Here is a 16,116-nt window from a genome sequence, read left to right on the forward strand (position 1 = left end):
CCGACCGGGCGGACCGGTCAGCGGCTGGCCAGTCGCTCGCGCAGGGCGGCGACGGCGTCCTCGACGAGCCGGGCCGCGCGCTGGTCGAAGGTGTGCGCCGCGATGAGCCTGAGCGCCTGCTCCCGGCGGACGTCGTTGTCGGGGAACGCGGCGTAGGGCGGGGAGATCAGGCGCAGGAGGTCACTCTCGTCCTGGAAGGGCTGCACCAGCTCCCCGAACGTCTCGTGCAGCCCGGAGACGGGGTCCGTCGCGATCCGGGCTCCGCAGGCTGCGGCGTCGAAGAGGCGGTTGGACAGGAAGCTGTCGCGCCGCATGTCGACGTGGTGGTCGTTGAGGACGACCCCTGCGGAGGCATAGAGGGCGCCGACCTCCTCGTTGGGGACCCCGGAGGAGGCGACGGCGGACGGGTCGAGGAACTCGTCCCAGTCGGCGCCGTGCACCGTCAGGTCGGCGTCGGCTGCCAGAGCGGTGCGCACGGCCTGGCGGAAGACGCCGCGCGAGTTGCCCACGAACAGCACGGCCGGTCCGGTGTCGGGCACGCCCCGGTCGGGGTTGAAGAAGCGCGGGTCGGTGCACTGCAGGAGCGGCTCGACGGGCACTCCCCACTCGCGTCGGATCTGCGCGGGCCAGCTCAGGCTTGCGGCGTACACGAGGTCGAAGCCCTTGAGCTCGGTCATCGAGGTCAGGTCCGGGTGGCTGATGATCCACTGCATGTTGAGCGCCGTTGGATGAGGCTCGACGAGGTCGAGACCACGCAGCACCAGGACCACGTCGTCGTGCTCGCGCGAGGTGCGGTGCCGCGCGTCGCGCGAGTCGACCGAGACGTCCTGACCGCTGCGCTCGAGCGCAGCGGCCAACGACCGGGCGAAGTGGGTGTCGCCCCAGCGCTCGCCCCGGGGACCGGCAGGTGCCGCCGTGTCGATGGTCCACCGCAGCCGGGGCGGATGCTCGTGGATGCCCTGCACGGCTCGGACGACCTGCTGTTGCAGCAGGACCGAGTCCGACTCGGGGTCGTCGGGGTCGGCGGAGACTCGCTGGGTGCGGACCCCGGTGACCTCGAAGCCGGTGGCCCGCCAGAGCTCGCCGGTGCTGTCGGGGGTGATGGCGTGACGGTGCGACCGGAGCGCGGCCAGCGCAAACCTCAGATCGGCCGGTTCGGCGTACGGCGTGCGCGAGGTGATGCTGACCGAGGGCACCAGGACGCTGCTGCCGGCGCCCATGGCAATCGCCCTCAGCCCGAGGTCGGTCTCCGCCAGCACGTCGGAGAAGCTCGGGTCCAGGCCCTGGAGCGCCAGCAGGGTCTCCGCGCGCAGCGCCACCATGGGTGAGGCGGGCGCGGGGATCTCGCACGTCCCGAGCCGACGGGCGTCCGCGGGTGGGTGGCCGGCCAGGAGGAGCCCGAGACGGCCGTCGTCCCGGGGGAAGACGGCACCCGCGGAGATGATCAGACCGCGCCGGTCCAGCACCACCGGCTGGGCGACGGCGACGCCGGGCTCGGCGAGCGCCTCGATGAGCCGAGGGAGCACGTCTGGCGCGGGCTGGGCCTCGGGACGGAGGAGGACCACGTGTTCGCCCGTGGTGTGGGCAATGCCGATGTTGAGGGCCGACGAGATGCGGGTGCCTGTCGGCACCGAGATGCTGGTGATCGACGGCAGCACGCCCGCAAGGGCGGATGTCAGCAGGTGCGGGCCGCGACGGTCCCGGGTGGCGACCACGACGACCTCGACGTCCGGTCCACCGGCGAGCAGCCAGTCGACGGTGCCGCGTGAGCCGTAGCCGAGCGGCAGCACGATGCTGGTGCGGCCCGGCACTCGGCCGGTGGCTTGGGCTGCCTCCCAGTTGACCGTGCGCGGGGCGTCGGTGCCCGTGCCCCGGACCAGGACCAGAGGACCGGCCCAGGTGACCAGCGCCGAGCCCCGGAGACGATCGACGAAGCGCGAGACCGTCTCGTCCGCATCGCTCTCGTCGGGGTCCTGCTCGTCGAACGTGCCGACCTCGGCGAGGACCGACCGGCGCACCAGCGTCGTCCCGAGGTCGAACTGGGACGGCGTCACCAGGTCGCCTGACAGACGGGTCTCCGGGCCGGTGAAGGCGTGGACGGCAGACCCGTCGCCGGCGCGGAGCATGCTGACCGCCCGGGCGAGGAACTCCGGGTGCCAGTGGTGACCGGGTTCGAGGAAGGCGAGGAATTCGCCCCGGGCGCGCTGGATGCCGCGGTTGAGCGTCCGCCCCAGCTGAGTGCGAGAACCCAGGATCACCCGGACGCGATGGTCGCCTGCGGCGGCCTCGGTCGCGACCGTGCCGGTGGCGTCGATGGAGCCCCGGTCGAGGACGAGGAGCTCCCACTGGTCCAGTGTCTGGTCCTGCAGCGCCGCGATCGTCGGCGCCAGCAGGGGCCCGACGTCCTGCGCGCTCATCAGGACGGTGACGACGGGTCCGTCGGTGGCGGGGGAGGGCTGATGGGCGCCCGGGTTGGCGTCGAGGTAGGAGAGGACCTGCCACTCGCGGGCAGCGCGCACAGCGTTGTCGCGGAACTCCCCCCACTGCAGGTGCGGGTAGCCGCGGCGTACGGGCAGCGGCGTGTCGCGCGTGGCGTTGTCCGCCCACCAGGCGAGTGGGCCGAACTGGTGGTCGCGTGCAGCGCGGTTCTCCTCGAGGATCCGCTCGGTGTTGATGAGCGGGTGCGGCGCCAGTCGGTTGCGGCGGGGACCCTCGGTGACGTACCAGAGGGAGGCGGGCAGGTCGCCCGCCTGCCACACCCCCTTGCTCGGCAGCCACGTCGCTTCGAAGAGCGGGTGCGGGGAGATGTCGGGGGTGTTGATCACTGCACGCGCGGCGTCCTCGGCCGTCTGTGGCTGGACGCCGAGCTGCGCGCCGATCCAGTCGAGGTCGAGGAGTCCCGAGGCGACGAGGTCGCGGACGGCGTGCCGTGCGGCCGAGGTCATGTGCGGCTCGATCACTCAGGTCACCCCGCTACCCGGCGGCGGGACCGGTCCTGGCCGGTGAGCAGCGGTTCGATGAACTCGGCGAAGTCCTCGGCCATGCGATGGGGTGGCCGCGCGCGAGCGGCCCTGAGCGAGGCCTCTCGCGCGGCCGCGAGCCGGTCCGGGTCGTTGACCAGGTCGACGATCGTTGACCGCAGGGTCTGCTTGAGGGAGCGGTCGTCGCGGGGGTTGAACAGGCGCACGTGGGGCTCGTCGGCGAGGTCCAGCAGGGCACCGGTGCGCGGGCCGACGATGGGAAGGCCGAAGCTCTGGGCCAGCCAGAAGACGCCGGAGTTCAGGATGCGCGAGTAGGGGAGCACGGCGAGGTCCGCCGCCCCGAACCACACCTGGAGCTGGTCGTCCGGGACGTAGGAGAACTCCGAGATGACCCGGGAGGACTGCTCACACCTTCTCTGCAGCCCCGCAGTCTCCTGGGTCTGGGCGGGCTTGCCGGCGACCAGGAGCCGCAGGCTGGGGTCGTCCTCGGCGAGCTCGTGGAAGACGTCGAGCAACCGGCCCAACCCCTTGTAGGGACGGATGCCGCCCAGCGCGACGAGCACCTTGTCATCGGGACCGAGGCCCAGCTGCTTGCGAGCCGCGTCCCGGCTGATCCAGTGGGGATAGCGGCCGAGATAGCTGGAGTGTTCGATCACCACCACCCGGCGGGGGTCGAGACGAAGGACCTCGGAGGCCTGCCGGGCGGTGATCTCCGACAGCGCGTGGATCGCGTCGGCACGATCGGCGATCAGCTGGGCCAGCTGGGTCTCGGCCCACACGTGACGCGTCTCGTGGGGCAGGACGTTGTGCAGCGTCCAGACCAGCCGTCCGCCCGCGGTGCGGAACTTGTGAAGCGCCGCGCTGAAGCGGTCGAGCTCGATCGCAGCACGGAACGGACCCGTGGCGTACTGCATGATCGGTGTCGTCCAGTGGATGTTCAACGTCCCCGGGACCGACGCGACCGAGCGGTTCTCGAGGTGCTCGATGACGTCGGTCACCGCGACCGGATAGGCGTCGACCGCCGTCAGCCCCGCGAAGAGCATCCCCTGGTAGGGGTTGGCACGGTTGTAGTCCGGGAAGTAGTGGAGCGCTCGGTGCGGCGGCGCGCTCGTCTGGTCGCTGCGGGCGGTGGCGACCGTCTCCTCGAACTCGGCGGCGCGCAGGTCCCAGGTGTGGTCGAGCAGCACGCGTTCGCGGAGCTCCTCGACACGGGCGCGGATGGTCTCGGGGTCGGCCAGCAGTGAGGTGATCCGCTGCCCCAGCTCGTCGGAGGAGCGGTAGGTCGGGACGTCGAGCCCGCACTCCGTGGCGCCGAGGCGCGAGTTGACCACGGGCAGCGAGCCGCACGCGAGACTCTCGAAGAAGTGGGGGGAGAGGGTGGCGTCGCCCATCGCCGTACCGGGCAGCTCGATCACGGTCAGCTCGGATCGCGTCAGCACCTCGGGGGCGCGCAGCCACGGGATCGGCTCCTCGAGTCGACCCAGCAGGCCCGAGCGCATGCTGCGGAGGGGCTCGGCGTAGACCGTCAGGGGCACGGTGAGTCGTAGGTCGTTGATCAACGGCTGGATGGCACGGCCGCGCTCGACGTTGACCCCGAGGCTGACGACGCCGTCGCGGGGCGGAGCTGGTTCGTCCCGGGGCGCGAACAGCTCGACGTCCGCGGCGTTGCGCAGGACGTCGACGCGCCGAGCCGCGGTGGGGACCAGGATGCTGCGGGCGACCTCGGAGCCCACCAGCATCTGGTCGAAGGCCATCAGGTGGTCCAGCTCGGCCCACGCCTCCGTTTCGCTGTGGGCCCAGGCCACGCGCCACGCGTCGACCGGCGCCTGTGAGGGATCCGCATCCGGGGTGGTCGCGATCCAGATCTCGGCCGACCCGCCGAGGTGCCACCGGTGGCGGGGGACCAGCCGTACGCCGTACCCGCGATCGCTCAGCGCCAGCCCGAGCCCGGCGGCCGCGACCAGGTCAGGCGTCGCGTGACGAAGGTCCACCGAGTGCACGAAGAAGAGCACCCGCTCTCCGTCGCCGGTCGCAAGCTCGCCGTCGATGAGCTGGCGGTAGGCCGCCCGACGGCGGTCGACCGTCGACAGGTGCTCGCCGTCGTGGCCTCCGACCGCCTCGGAGAGGGAGGTGCCCGTGGTCACGCGCCGTCCTTGCGGCGCCGGGCCTTCTCCACGACGGAGGCGACAGCCCGGACCGCACGCGAGTCGCGGGCCAGGAAGAGGTCCTCCTCCAGCGAGGTCACCTGGGTCTGCACGAGGTCGCGCTCGCGGGACACCTGGGCGACGCGCGCTCTCAGCAGGACGTTCTTGTGGCGCAGCCTCTGCAACCGCTCCTGGAGGTCGTTGAGCTCGCGGTCCATGGACAGCAGCTCGTCCTTGCCGGACTGCATCTCGCGGGCGATGGTCGCGCGTTCGCGTGCGAGCAGCTCGCGGGTGCGCTCGAGCTCGTGGGCAAGTCGCCGGACCTCGGCCGCGCTGGCTTCGTCGGCGGCGGGGGACTGGGGGGCGGCCGTGGTGAAGGACGGGAACCGGGCGACCGTGATGTGACGGCCCTTGTCCAGCGCGGCGGAGGCGTCCGACTCCAGCACGAAACCGGCCAAGGCGATCGGTGACGTCAGGTCCCGCACACCCGACACCACGACGAGTGCTCCCGGGACGAGGGCGCCCGAGCCGAGCGTACGGAAGAACAGGTCTGCGTCGTGGCTCTCGTCGAGGACGTCCTCGACGACCACCACGTCGACAGGCGCCACCAGGAACGGCTGTGCCCAGTCGTCGACCTCGTCCCGGCGTCCTACGTCGAGCCCCCAGGGCTCTTCAGCCTGCGTGGTGATCGGCCAACGAAGGCACTCGACTTCACGGTCGTGCTCCTGGGCGAGCCGCACGGGCACCGTCGAGACGTCCAGCCCGATGTGCAGCACGCGCGGCCCACCGGCGAGCGCGCGCTCGATGACGGTGACGACCTCGTCGCGACCCTTGGTGGTCATCGGTTGCTCACCCCACATCTCTCGGTCGGTCGGTCGGCGTCTCGGTCCGCACCACATCGTCGGGCCACGGCACGTGTGAGACAGCATCATTGCGCCCGTCACGCCCTGCGCGCGCGTCGGCTGCCGCGCGTTCCACCAGGGCGTCGAACTCGGGCAGCCACTCGGGCGCCTGCTTCTCGACCTTGCGGCGCCAGTTGCGCAGCCACTTGCCGCGGAGCTGCGCCAGCGCGGCCTCGCCGTCGCCGCCGAGGGCGCGCTCGACGAAGAGGAAGCGGTTCCGGGTCATGTAGTAGAGGTGGTACGGCGAGGGCATCGCACCCGTGGAGCGCTGGTGGTGCAGCATCCGGGCCTGCTGGTCGACCATCACCCGCCAGCCCGCGCGACGGACGTCGCGACACCAGTGCGTCTCCTCGAAGTAGAGGAAGTAGCTGTCAGGGAGCAGACCGACCGTCTCCAGGACCGTGCGCCGGGTCAGCAGCGATGCCCCGGTGACGTAGTCCACGTCGCGCACCGTCGGCGGAGCCACCTGGGCGACGCCCCGTCCCTGGTGCAGGTGACGGGTCTCGCCGGACTTGGACTCGTCGACGATGCCCCCGTCGAACCAGACCGTCTCCGTACCACCGGGTGGCGCCGGGTGCACGATCCGTGGACCGACCACCCCGCAGTCGGGGACCTCGGCGAGCAGCGCCTTGAGTCGCGGCAACGTCTCGGGCTCGACCCGGGTGTCGGGGTTGAGCAACCACACGAACTCGTTGCCGCGCTCCAGGCAGCGCCGGATCCCGACGTTGGAACCGCCGGCGTAGCCCAGGTTGCCGCCGCTGGACAGCACCACCGCCCGGTCGCCCACGAGGTCGCGCAGCGAGGTGAGGGAGTCCTCCGAGTCGGAGTTGTCGATCACGACGACGTCCATGTCGAGGTCGTACGACGCCTCGAGGGACGCGATGCAGCCGACGGTGTCCTCGGCGCTGTCGTGATTGACGAGTACGACGCCGGTGCGCGCCGTGCGATCGGCGCTGCTTCCGGTCATGCGGGGAGTGTATCGAGGCGTGTGCGGCCTCCGACGTCCGCGGCTGTTCACACGGACGTAACACGAGCCCGGAATCTGTTGCCTGCGCGCAACACGAGGCGGCCCACGAGGAAACGTCGCGCTTGCAGGGTTCAGGGCAACAGGTGGTGCCCGAGATGACAGCGTCGTCGTGTCGCGCAGACCACCCCCCGATCGCTCCCTGGAGGTTCTGTGGACGGCTACTACGCGTTCATGCTCGTCGCGACTGCTCTCGTGCTGATGATGACGGTGCCCGCGCTGGCACTGTTCTACGGCGGGATGTCGCGATCGAAGTCCGTGCTCAACATGATGATGATGTCGTACGTCGCGGCAGCCATCGTCGGGATCCTGTACGTCGCAGTCGGCTGGTCGATGGGCTGGAGCGGGGACGGCACGCTGTTCGCCAACCCCTTCGACCTCTTCTGGCTCGACGGTGTCGCGACCGGCGACTACATCTACGTGATGTTCCAGATGACGTTCGCGATCATCACCGTGGCGCTGATCAGCGGCGCGGTCGAGAGCCGGATGAAGTTCTCGGCCTGGGTGCTGTTCGTGCCCGTCTGGGCGCTGGTCGTCTACTTCCCGCTGGCGCACATGGTGTTCAGCTGCACCGAGGACTCGCTCATCTGCGGCCGGATCGGCGCGCAGGACTACGCCGGCGGTACTGCGGTGCACATCAACGCGGGCATCGCGGCCCTCGTCCTGGTGCTGCTGCTCGGCAAGCGGATCGGCTGGCCGAAGGAGCAGATGCGCCCGCACAACCTGACGCTGACGATGCTCGGCGCTGGCCTGCTGTGGTTCGGCTGGTACGGCTTCAACGTCGGCTCGATCGTGTTCGCCGGCGAGGAGGGCGAGGCCTTCACCGAGCGCTTCATCTCCGAGACCGGTCGCACCTTCGCCAACACCACGCTGGCCACCTTTGCCGCGATCCTCGGCTGGCTGGTCATCGAGCGCCTGGTCCACAAGAAGGCCACCTCCCTCGGCGCCGCCTCCGGCATCGTCGCGGGCCTCGTCGCCATCACCCCGGCCGCCGGCGCGGTCGACATCGGGGGTGCCGTCGCGATCGGTCTCGTCGCCGGCGCCGTGTGCGCCTGGGCGGTCAGCCTGAAGTACAAGCTGGGCTTCGACGACTCCCTCGACGTGGTGGGAGTCCACCTGGTCGGTGGTGTCATCGGCACCGTGCTGATCGGCGTGTTCTCCACCTCCGAGGGAGCCGGCGGCGTCGACGGTCTTCTCTACGGCGGCGGATTCGGTTCCTTGGGCGACCAGACCCTCGGAGTCCTGGTCGCGGTCGTCTACTCGGGGGTCCTGACGGCCGTCATCGCCCTCGCGATCAAGTACACGATCGGGTTGCGCCTCGACGAGGAGGACGAGGTCAACGGCATCGACCTCGCAGCCCACGGTGAGTCGGCGTACGACCTGCACAGCGGTTCCAGCGGCAGCGGCAGCAGCTCCGGCATCCTGGCCGCTAGCACCTCGAGCACGGCAGTCACCTCCCGCAACGAAGGAGTCAAGGCATGAAGCTCGTCACCGCAGTGATCAAGCCCCACAAGTGGGAGGACGTCCGCGAGGCGCTGGAGACCTTCGGTGTCACCGGCATGACCGTCTCGGAGGTCAGCGGCTACGGCCGGCAGAAGGGCCACACCGAGGTCTACCGGGGCGCGGAGTACGACATCGCCCTGGTGCCGAAGATCCGTCTCGAGATCGTGGTCGACGACGCGGACGCACAGGACGTGGTCGGGATCATCGTCAAGACCGCACAGACCGGCCGCATCGGCGACGGCAAGGTGTGGGTGAGCCCCGTGGAGACAGTGGTGCGGGTCCGCACCGGCGACACGGACGAAGCAGCGATCTGACACCACCCTGCGCACGTCGTGCGGCCCGCCCACCACGAGAGGACCTGTTGTGACCTCGAGCGAGCGGGCCGCACGAACGGCCGGGGCCGACGGCCTGTGTCGGAGCGCCTACTCGGCACATGACGGCCCGGACGTGGGGGTGGCGCTGATCGCAGCGGGCGGTTACGGCCGGGGCGAGCTGGCTCCGTACTCGGATCTCGACGTCGTCCTGGTGCACGACGACGGCCTCGACCCCGGGCTGCTGGCCCAGCAGGTCTGGTATCCGCTCTGGGACTCCGGCTCGCGGCTCGACCACTCGGTGCGCTCGCTGTCGCAGATGACCGCCGCCGCGCAGGACGACCTCAAGGTGGCGCTCGGGTTGCTGGACATCAGGCACCTGGCCGGCGATCCCAACCTCACGTTGCGGCTGCGCGCGACCATGCTCGCCGCGTGGCGTCGCGAGGCGCGAGAACGACTGCCCGCCCTGCGCGTGCTGGTCGACAGGCGCCACGACGTGGTCGGGGAGCTGGCGCACGTCTCGGTGCCCGACATCAAGGAGGCCGAGGGGGGCCTGCGCGACGCCACCGTGCTGAAGGCCCTCGAGACGACCTGGCTCGTGGACGTGTCGAGCGCCGAGCTCGAGCGGTCCCGGCAGTCGCTCCTCGACTTCCGCGACCTGCTGCACGACCAGACCCAGCGTCCGACCGACCGCGTGGCGCCCGAGCTCTGGGAGCCGATGGCCCACGCGCTCGACCTGGCCGACGCGGAGGCCGCGCAACGGCACGTCCGCGAGCTGGGCCGACGCATCACCCATCTGTCCCGGCTGACCTGGCGGCGCGTCGACGACATGCTGACGCGGCCGGTGTCGGTGCGCGACGCGCGCCGCCCCGCGTTGGAGCCGATCGCTCCAGGGATCGCACTGGCCCGGGGCGAGGTGGTGCTCGATGCGCGGGCTCGCCCCGACCTGGATCCCTCCTTGCTGCTGCGAGCTGCGGCCGAGGCGGCCCAGCGCGACGCCGTCCTGGCGCCGGCGACCGCCGCACGACTGGCCCGCGAGAGCTCGGCACTGCCCACCCCTTGGCCTGCGCCGGCCCGCGACGCCCTGATCCGCCTGCTCGCATCGGGCACGGGCCTCCTCCCGGTCTGGGAGACGCTGGAGGAGACGGGCGCGCTGGCCGGATTCCTGCCCGAGTGGGAGCGCATCCGGATGCTCCCGCACGCCTCGCCGATCCACCGGTTCACCGTGGACCGTCATGTCGTGGAGACCTGTGTCGAGGCGTCTGCACTGATCCGCTCGGTGGCGCGCCCTGACGTCCTGCTGGTCGCGGCCCTGCTCCATGACATCGGCAAGGGCGAACGGACCGAGCACTCGGTCGCGGGTGAGCCGATCGCCCGTGCCATCGCCGCCCGCATGGGTTTCGACGCCGAGGGCGTCGACCTCATCGCCTTGCTCGTACGCCACCACCTGCTCCTCTCCGAGATGGCGACGTCGCGCGACCCGGACGATCCGACGACCATCGCCGGACTGCTCGCGCACGTCCCTGATGCCGCTTCCCTGAGCCTGCTCCTGGCGCTCACGGAGGCCGATTCACGCGCGGCCTCCCCCCAGGCGTGGTCGACGTGGCGAGCAGGACTGGTCACCCGGTTGGCCCGGCACGCCCTCGCGGCGGTGGGCGATGACCCGGCACCACCGGCCCTGTCCGGCGACCTTCTCGTCCCCTCCGTCGTCGAAGCGGGCGGTGTGTGGGTGGGGGTCGAGTCCGACACCGCCGGGACCCGGGTGACGGTGATGGCACCCGACCGGGTCGGCCTCCTGGCGGATGCCGCCGCAGTGCTGGCCCTCCAGCGCGTGCCGGTGCACTCCGCGCGGGCCTGGGCCCAGGAGGGCCCCTCCGGGCCGGTCGGTGTCTCCGTCTGGGAGGTGTCCGACGCCGACCTGGACCCCAGGGTGCTGCGTGAGCGGCTCGTCGCCCTCGCCGAGGGGCGCATCGACGTGGGCGCGCGGCTGGGCCGGCCGGCTCCGGGTCGTCTCGAGCCGCTGGTCGCCGTACGCTCCGAAGCGTCCCGCTCGGCCACGGTGCTGGAGGTCCGGACCGACGACCGGCCGGGGGTGGTCCACCGGGTGTGCGCCACCTTGGCTGCTCTGGATCTCTCGGTCCGCTCGGCCCATGTCGCCACGGTCGGGCCCCAGGCGGTGGACGTCTTCTACGTCCAGGAGAGTGGCGCGGGACGGCTCTCCGACGAGCGAGCCTCGGAGGCCGCCCACGCCGTCCGGCGCGCACTGTCCCCCGGGGAGGGCGGGACCGTGCCGGGAACCAAGTAGGCTGGACCGACCGCCTACACGCGCCACCACAAGGACTGACTCGACGTTGTTCGCCACACTTTCTGACCGGCTCGCCGACACCTTCAAGAATCTCCGCGGCAAGGGGAAGCTGTCCGAGGCCGACATCGACGCCACTGCGCGCGACATCCGCATCGCGCTGCTCGAGGCCGACGTGGCGTTGCCCGTCGTCAAGGAGTTCGTGGCCGCGGTCAAGGAACGCGCCCGCGGCGAGGAGGTCAGCCAGGCGCTGAACCCCGCGCAGCAGGTCATCAAGATCGTCAACGAGGAGCTCGCCGCGATCCTCGGCGGCGAGACCCGCCGCCTCAGGTTCGCCAAGACCGGCCCGACCGTCATCATGCTGGCCGGGCTCCAGGGCGCCGGCAAGACGACGCTCGCCGCCAAGCTCGCGCTGTGGCTGAAGGACCAGGGCAAGACCCCCATCCTCGTCGCGGCCGACCTACAGCGTCCCAACGCCGTCCAGCAGCTCCAGGTCAACGGTGAGCGCGTCGGCGTGCCGGTCTTCGCACCCGAGCCCGGCAACGGCGTCGGCAGTCCCGTCGAGGTGGCCCGTGCCTCGATCGAGGAGGCCAAGCGCAAGCTGCACGACGTGGTCATCATCGACACCGCCGGGCGCCTCGGTGTCGACGCCGAGCTGATGAAGCAGGCCGCCGACATCCGCGACGCCGTCCAGCCCGACGAGGTGCTGTTCGTCGTCGACGCCATGATCGGCCAGGACGCCGTCACGACCGCGCAGCTGTTCCTCGACGGCGTGGGCTACGACGGTGTCGTGCTGACCAAGCTCGACGGTGACGCCCGAGGCGGCGCGGCCCTCTCGATCGCCAGCCTCACCGGCAGACCGGTCATGTTCGCCTCGGCGGGCGAGAAGATGACCGACTTCGACCTCTTCCACCCCGACCGCATGGCCTCCCGCATCCTCGACATGGGCGACATGCTCACCCTGATCGAGCAGGCCGAGAAGACCTTCGACGAGGAGGAGTCGCGCAAGGCGGCCGAGAGGCTCGTCCAGACCGGCGACTTCACCCTCGACGACTTCCTCAAGCAGATGCAGCAGCTCCGCAAGCTCGGCTCGATGTCGAAGATCATGGGGATGCTGCCCGGGATGGGGCAGTTCCGCGACCAGCTCGAGAACTTCGACGAGCGCGAGATCGACCGCATCCAGGCGATCATCCAATCGATGACACCGGCCGAGCGCGACAACCCCAAGCTCATCGACGGCTCGCGGCGCGCCCGCATCGCCAAGGGCTCCGGGCGTCAGGTCTCCGACGTCAACCAGCTGGTCGACCGCTTCTTCGAGGCGCGCAAGATGATGCAGCAGATGATGAAGGGCGGCGGGATGCCCGGGATGCCCGGCATGCCCGGCATGGGCGCCGTCGGGGGCGGGAAGCGCGGCAAGGCCAAGCAGGCCCCCAAGAAGGCCAAGGGCAAGCGTGCCTCCGGCAACCCGGCCAAGGCCGCGCAGGAGGCGGCAGCCGCCCAGGCTGCGGCGGCCGACAAGGCCGCCAACCCGTTCGGCGGGACCGGTGAGGACGTGGACTACGAGAAGGCGGCCGCCGCCCTCGATCTGCCGAAGGACTTCTCCAAGTTCCTGAAGTGACGCTCAGTCAGCCGCGGCGAGGCCGGCAATCGCCAAGGTCACTGCGCCGACGACCTCGGCGCGTGCGCCGAGCTGGCCCGGGACCACGCACACGGCGCTGGCACTGTCGGGATGGGCGTGACGGTCCAAGGCGCTGCGGATCCCGTCTCGGACCACGGGGGAGGCGCCGATGGACCCCCCGACCACGATCGTGCTGGGGTTGAGCGCCGTGCACAGGTCGGCCAGGGCGCGCCCGATGGTGCGGCCCGCGTCGCCGAGCACCCGGCAGACCCCGGGGTCTTCTTCAGCCTCGAGCGACATCATCGTGGCGACATCGAGGTCATCGCCGTAGGCGTGGCGCAGGATGGTCAGCAGGTGTTGCGCTGAGACCTCGGTCTCGAGACAGCCCCGGCTGCCGCACCGGCACACGCGTCCGTCCTCCCGCACGTGGACGTGCCCGAGCTCACCAGCGATGCCCGTGGCACCCCGATGGAGGCGTCCGCCGAGGATCAAGCCGGCGCCCAGGCCGCTGGCCGCCTTGACGTAGATGGCGTCAGCAGCGCCGCGGGCGGCGCCGTGCTGGTGCTCGGCGATAGCCCCGACGTTGGCGTCGTTGTCGGCGATCACCGGCAGACCTGTGCGTCGCTGGAGCTCCTCGGCCGGCACCAGGCCGCGCCAGCCGGGGAGAATCCCGCTGCTGACCCGGTGGGACGCGCGGTTGAGTGGGCTGGGGACGCACATCCCGATACCGAGCAGCTGCTCGACGCGGACGTCGGCTTCCAGCGCTGCGCGAGCGACCATGTCGGCGACCAGGTCGAGGGTGCGCTGTCCTTCGGGATCGACGTCGACCTCGGCCACGTGCTCCACGAGGATGTTCGCCGCCCGGTCCGCAATGGCGACTCGGACATGGTGGTGTCCCGCATCGACACCCGCCACCAGCCCCGGTCGTGTCGTCAACCGGAGCAGGCGCGGCGGGCGACCGCTGCCGCCCTTGTAGGGCAGGCCCACCCCCTCGCACTCCTCGACGACGCCACCCCCCATGAGCTGGGCGACCAGACTGGAGACGGTGGTGCTCGACAGACCCGTCCGGCGGGCGAGCTCGGCCCGGCTCAACGGGTCGCCGAGGGACAGGAGGCTCGTGACTGCGCGCTGGTTCGCCATCCGCAACGCTTCGAGGGACCGACCCGTCATGAGCGTGAAGGCTATCCGCAGTTTCTCCGGAACACGCACTAAAAACTGGTGTCAAGTGGATCTTTCTGCATTGACGCGGGCAAAAGACCCGGTGACGATCGAGACGCTCCGTGACCCAGGTCACCCCACCTCCAACTCTCGGGAGAACTCGATGCCGTACCACCCCCTGCGCAGCACCAGCCGGCCACACCGGCTCGGTGTCCTCGCCGCCGCCGCCGTAGCGGCAATGACGTGCTCGATGCTGACGCCAACGCAGTCGGTCGCCACCCCGACGGGCGCCTCGGCCGAGCGCTCTGAGGTGCCCGACTACCAGGATCCGCGGCTGTCGACGCAGGAGCGCGTCGCCGACCTCCTGAGCCGAATGACGCTGGCCGAGAAGATCGGCCAGATGACCCAGGCCGAGCGTGGCGACGTGGCCGCCGATCCCACCAAGGTCAAGACGTGGGGACTCGGGTCGGTGCTCTCAGGCGGCGGGTCGGTGCCGGAGGACAACACTCCCACCGGCTGGGCGGACATGGTCGACGCGTTCCAGGCGCAGGCACTCCAGACGCGGTTGGGCATCCCGCTGCTGTACGGCGTCGACTCGGTGCACGGCCACGCCAACCTCAAGGGAGCCACGGTGTTCCCGCACAACATCGGCCTCGGCGCCACCCGTGACCCGGGACTCGTGCGCAAGATCGGTGAGATCACGGCAGAGGAGACCCGAGCCTCGGGTCCCCAATGGTCGTTCGCGCCGTGCGTCTGCGTCGCCCGTGACGATCGTTGGGGCCGGACCTACGAGTCCTTCGGCGAAGACCCCGACCTGGTGATCTCCATGGAGACCATCATCGACGGCCTCCAGGGCAGGCGCGCCCGCTACGACGACCCGAGTCGGGTGCTGGCCACGGCCAAGCACTTCGCCGGCGACGGACTGACCACCTTCGGCACCGGCCACGGCGACTACACGATCGACCAGGGCATTGCCGAGGTCGACCGCCAGACCTTCCGTCAGCTCGCGCTGGCGCCGTACGGCCCCGCCATCGACCGCCACCACGTCGGCTCCATCATGCCGTCGTTCTCGAGCGTCGACTGGACAGAGGACGGCTTGGGCAACCCGATCAAGATGCACGCCAACCGCGAGCTGATCAGTGGTGTGCTCAAGGGCGAGATGGGCTTCGACGGTCTCGTCATCTCTGACTGGCTCGCCATCCAGCAGCTTCCCGGCACCTACGACCAACAGGTCGCGACCTCGGTCAATGCGGGCGTCGACATGTTCATGGAGCCGGCCTTCGCCGACAAGTTCATCGCAACGCTCACAGCAGCGGTGGAGTCCGGGGCGGTGCCGATGCCACGCATCGATGACGCGGTCTCGCGGATCCTGACGGTGAAGTTCGATCTCGGGCTCTTCGAGAACCCCTACACAGACCGTCGCAACATCGACGAGATCGGCTCCGAGCAGCACCGCAAGGTCGCGCGTCGCGCCGTGGCCCAGTCGCAGGTGCTGTTGAAGAACGAGGGCCGCACGCTGCCCATCGCCACCAAGCGCCCGGTCTACGTCGCGGGTAGCAACGCCGACAACATCGGCAACCAGGCCGGCGGTTGGACGCTCACGTGGCAGGGCGGCTCCAAGAACGTCATCCCCGGGGACACCATCCTCGACGGCCTGCGCGACGGTCACCGTGACGTGACCTTCAGCGAGACCGCTCTCGAGCCGGTGCCGCGCAACGCGGTCGGCGTCGTCGTGGTCGGCGAGACGCCGTACGCCGAAGGCTTCGGTGACGTCGGCGGACCGCGGTGGGGCTGGGACCCCGCCGATGGCGGCGTGCAGCGTCCCGCGCAGACGATGATGCTCAACGAGGCCGACAAGGCTGCGGTCTCCACGGTCTGCTCGCGAGCCGCACGATGTGTCGTGGTCGTCGTCTCCGGTCGTCCGATGATCCTGGAGCCGACGCTCTTGGCGGAGGTCGATGCCGTGGTGGCCTCGTGGCTCCCGGGCTCGGAGGGCGCTGGTGTGGCCGACGTCCTGCTGGGCAAGCGGCCGTTCACCGGCAAGCTGCCCGTCACCTGGCCGCGCACGATCGCACAGGAGCCGATCAACATCGGCGACGCGAACTACGACCCGCTGTACCCCTACGGCTGGGGGCTGCGCACGCGCTGAGCCCCGTAGCTGCCCGACCACACC

Annotated in this window: 10 protein-coding genes; 5 read left to right on the forward strand and 5 right to left on the reverse strand. The window is 70.7% G+C overall.

Features of this window, described 5'->3' with window-relative positions:
- Positions 1–17: 17 nt before the first annotated feature.
- From VNJ48_RS04985 to VNJ48_RS05000, 4 genes are read right to left on the reverse strand one after another with little or no spacing between them, the layout of a single operon-like run.
- Positions 18–2,960, reverse strand: a complete 2,943-nt coding sequence (locus VNJ48_RS04985) for a glycosyltransferase (RefSeq protein ID WP_325599707.1) — start codon at positions 2,958–2,960, stop codon at positions 18–20.
- Between the two features lie 5 nt (positions 2,961–2,965).
- Positions 2,966–5,125 carry a glycosyltransferase family protein gene (locus VNJ48_RS04990; RefSeq protein ID WP_325599709.1) on the reverse strand — a complete coding sequence of 720 codons (2,160 nt, stop codon included), beginning with the start codon at positions 5,123–5,125 and terminating at the stop codon, positions 2,966–2,968.
- Positions 5,122–5,967: a hypothetical protein gene (locus tag VNJ48_RS04995; protein ID WP_325599711.1), complete on the reverse strand. Its 846-nt coding sequence runs from the start codon at positions 5,965–5,967 to the stop codon at positions 5,122–5,124. The genes VNJ48_RS04990 and VNJ48_RS04995 overlap by 4 nt, the downstream gene beginning before the upstream one ends.
- 7 nt (positions 5,968–5,974) lie before the next feature.
- Positions 5,975–6,994 (reverse strand): glycosyltransferase family 2 protein, encoded by a 1,020-nt coding sequence (locus VNJ48_RS05000; RefSeq protein ID WP_325599713.1) that lies wholly within the window; start codon positions 6,992–6,994, stop codon positions 5,975–5,977.
- Positions 6,995–7,204: 210 nt separating this feature from the next.
- Here VNJ48_RS05000 and VNJ48_RS05005 point away from each other — a divergent pair, with 210 nt between their 5' ends.
- The 4 genes from VNJ48_RS05005 to ffh are packed head-to-tail and all read left to right on the forward strand — an operon-like array spanning position 7,205 to position 12,785.
- The gene (locus VNJ48_RS05005; RefSeq protein ID WP_325599715.1) at positions 7,205–8,533 is read left to right on the forward strand and encodes an ammonium transporter; all 1,329 of its coding nucleotides are present in this window, start codon (positions 7,205–7,207) and stop codon (positions 8,531–8,533) included.
- Complete coding sequence (locus tag VNJ48_RS05010) at positions 8,530–8,868, forward strand: P-II family nitrogen regulator (protein WP_325599717.1); 339 nt, start codon at positions 8,530–8,532, stop codon at positions 8,866–8,868. Before VNJ48_RS05005 ends, VNJ48_RS05010 begins: the two co-directional genes overlap by 4 nt.
- 49 nt (positions 8,869–8,917) lie before the next feature.
- Positions 8,918–11,170: a [protein-PII] uridylyltransferase gene (locus tag VNJ48_RS05015; RefSeq protein ID WP_325599719.1), complete on the forward strand. Its 2,253-nt coding sequence runs from the start codon at positions 8,918–8,920 to the stop codon at positions 11,168–11,170.
- Positions 11,171–11,216: 46 nt separating this feature from the next.
- Positions 11,217–12,785 carry a signal recognition particle protein gene (gene ffh / locus VNJ48_RS05020; RefSeq protein WP_325599721.1) on the forward strand — a complete coding sequence of 523 codons (1,569 nt, stop codon included), beginning with the start codon at positions 11,217–11,219 and terminating at the stop codon, positions 12,783–12,785.
- Between the two features lie 3 nt (positions 12,786–12,788).
- Here the strand turns inward: ffh and VNJ48_RS05025 are convergent, their stop codons facing one another.
- Positions 12,789–13,955 (reverse strand): ROK family transcriptional regulator, encoded by a 1,167-nt coding sequence (locus tag VNJ48_RS05025; RefSeq protein WP_325599723.1) that lies wholly within the window; start codon positions 13,953–13,955, stop codon positions 12,789–12,791.
- Positions 13,956–14,106: 151 nt separating this feature from the next.
- On the opposite strand from VNJ48_RS05025, the gene VNJ48_RS05030 reads away from it, so the two are divergent.
- Positions 14,107–16,092 carry a glycoside hydrolase family 3 protein gene (locus VNJ48_RS05030; protein ID WP_325599725.1) on the forward strand — a complete coding sequence of 662 codons (1,986 nt, stop codon included), beginning with the start codon at positions 14,107–14,109 and terminating at the stop codon, positions 16,090–16,092.
- Positions 16,093–16,116 lie beyond the last annotated feature (24 nt).

It is taken from the genome of Nocardioides sp. (genome assembly GCF_035576065.1).
Taxonomy (GTDB): Bacteria; Actinomycetota; Actinomycetes; order Propionibacteriales; family Nocardioidaceae; genus Nocardioides.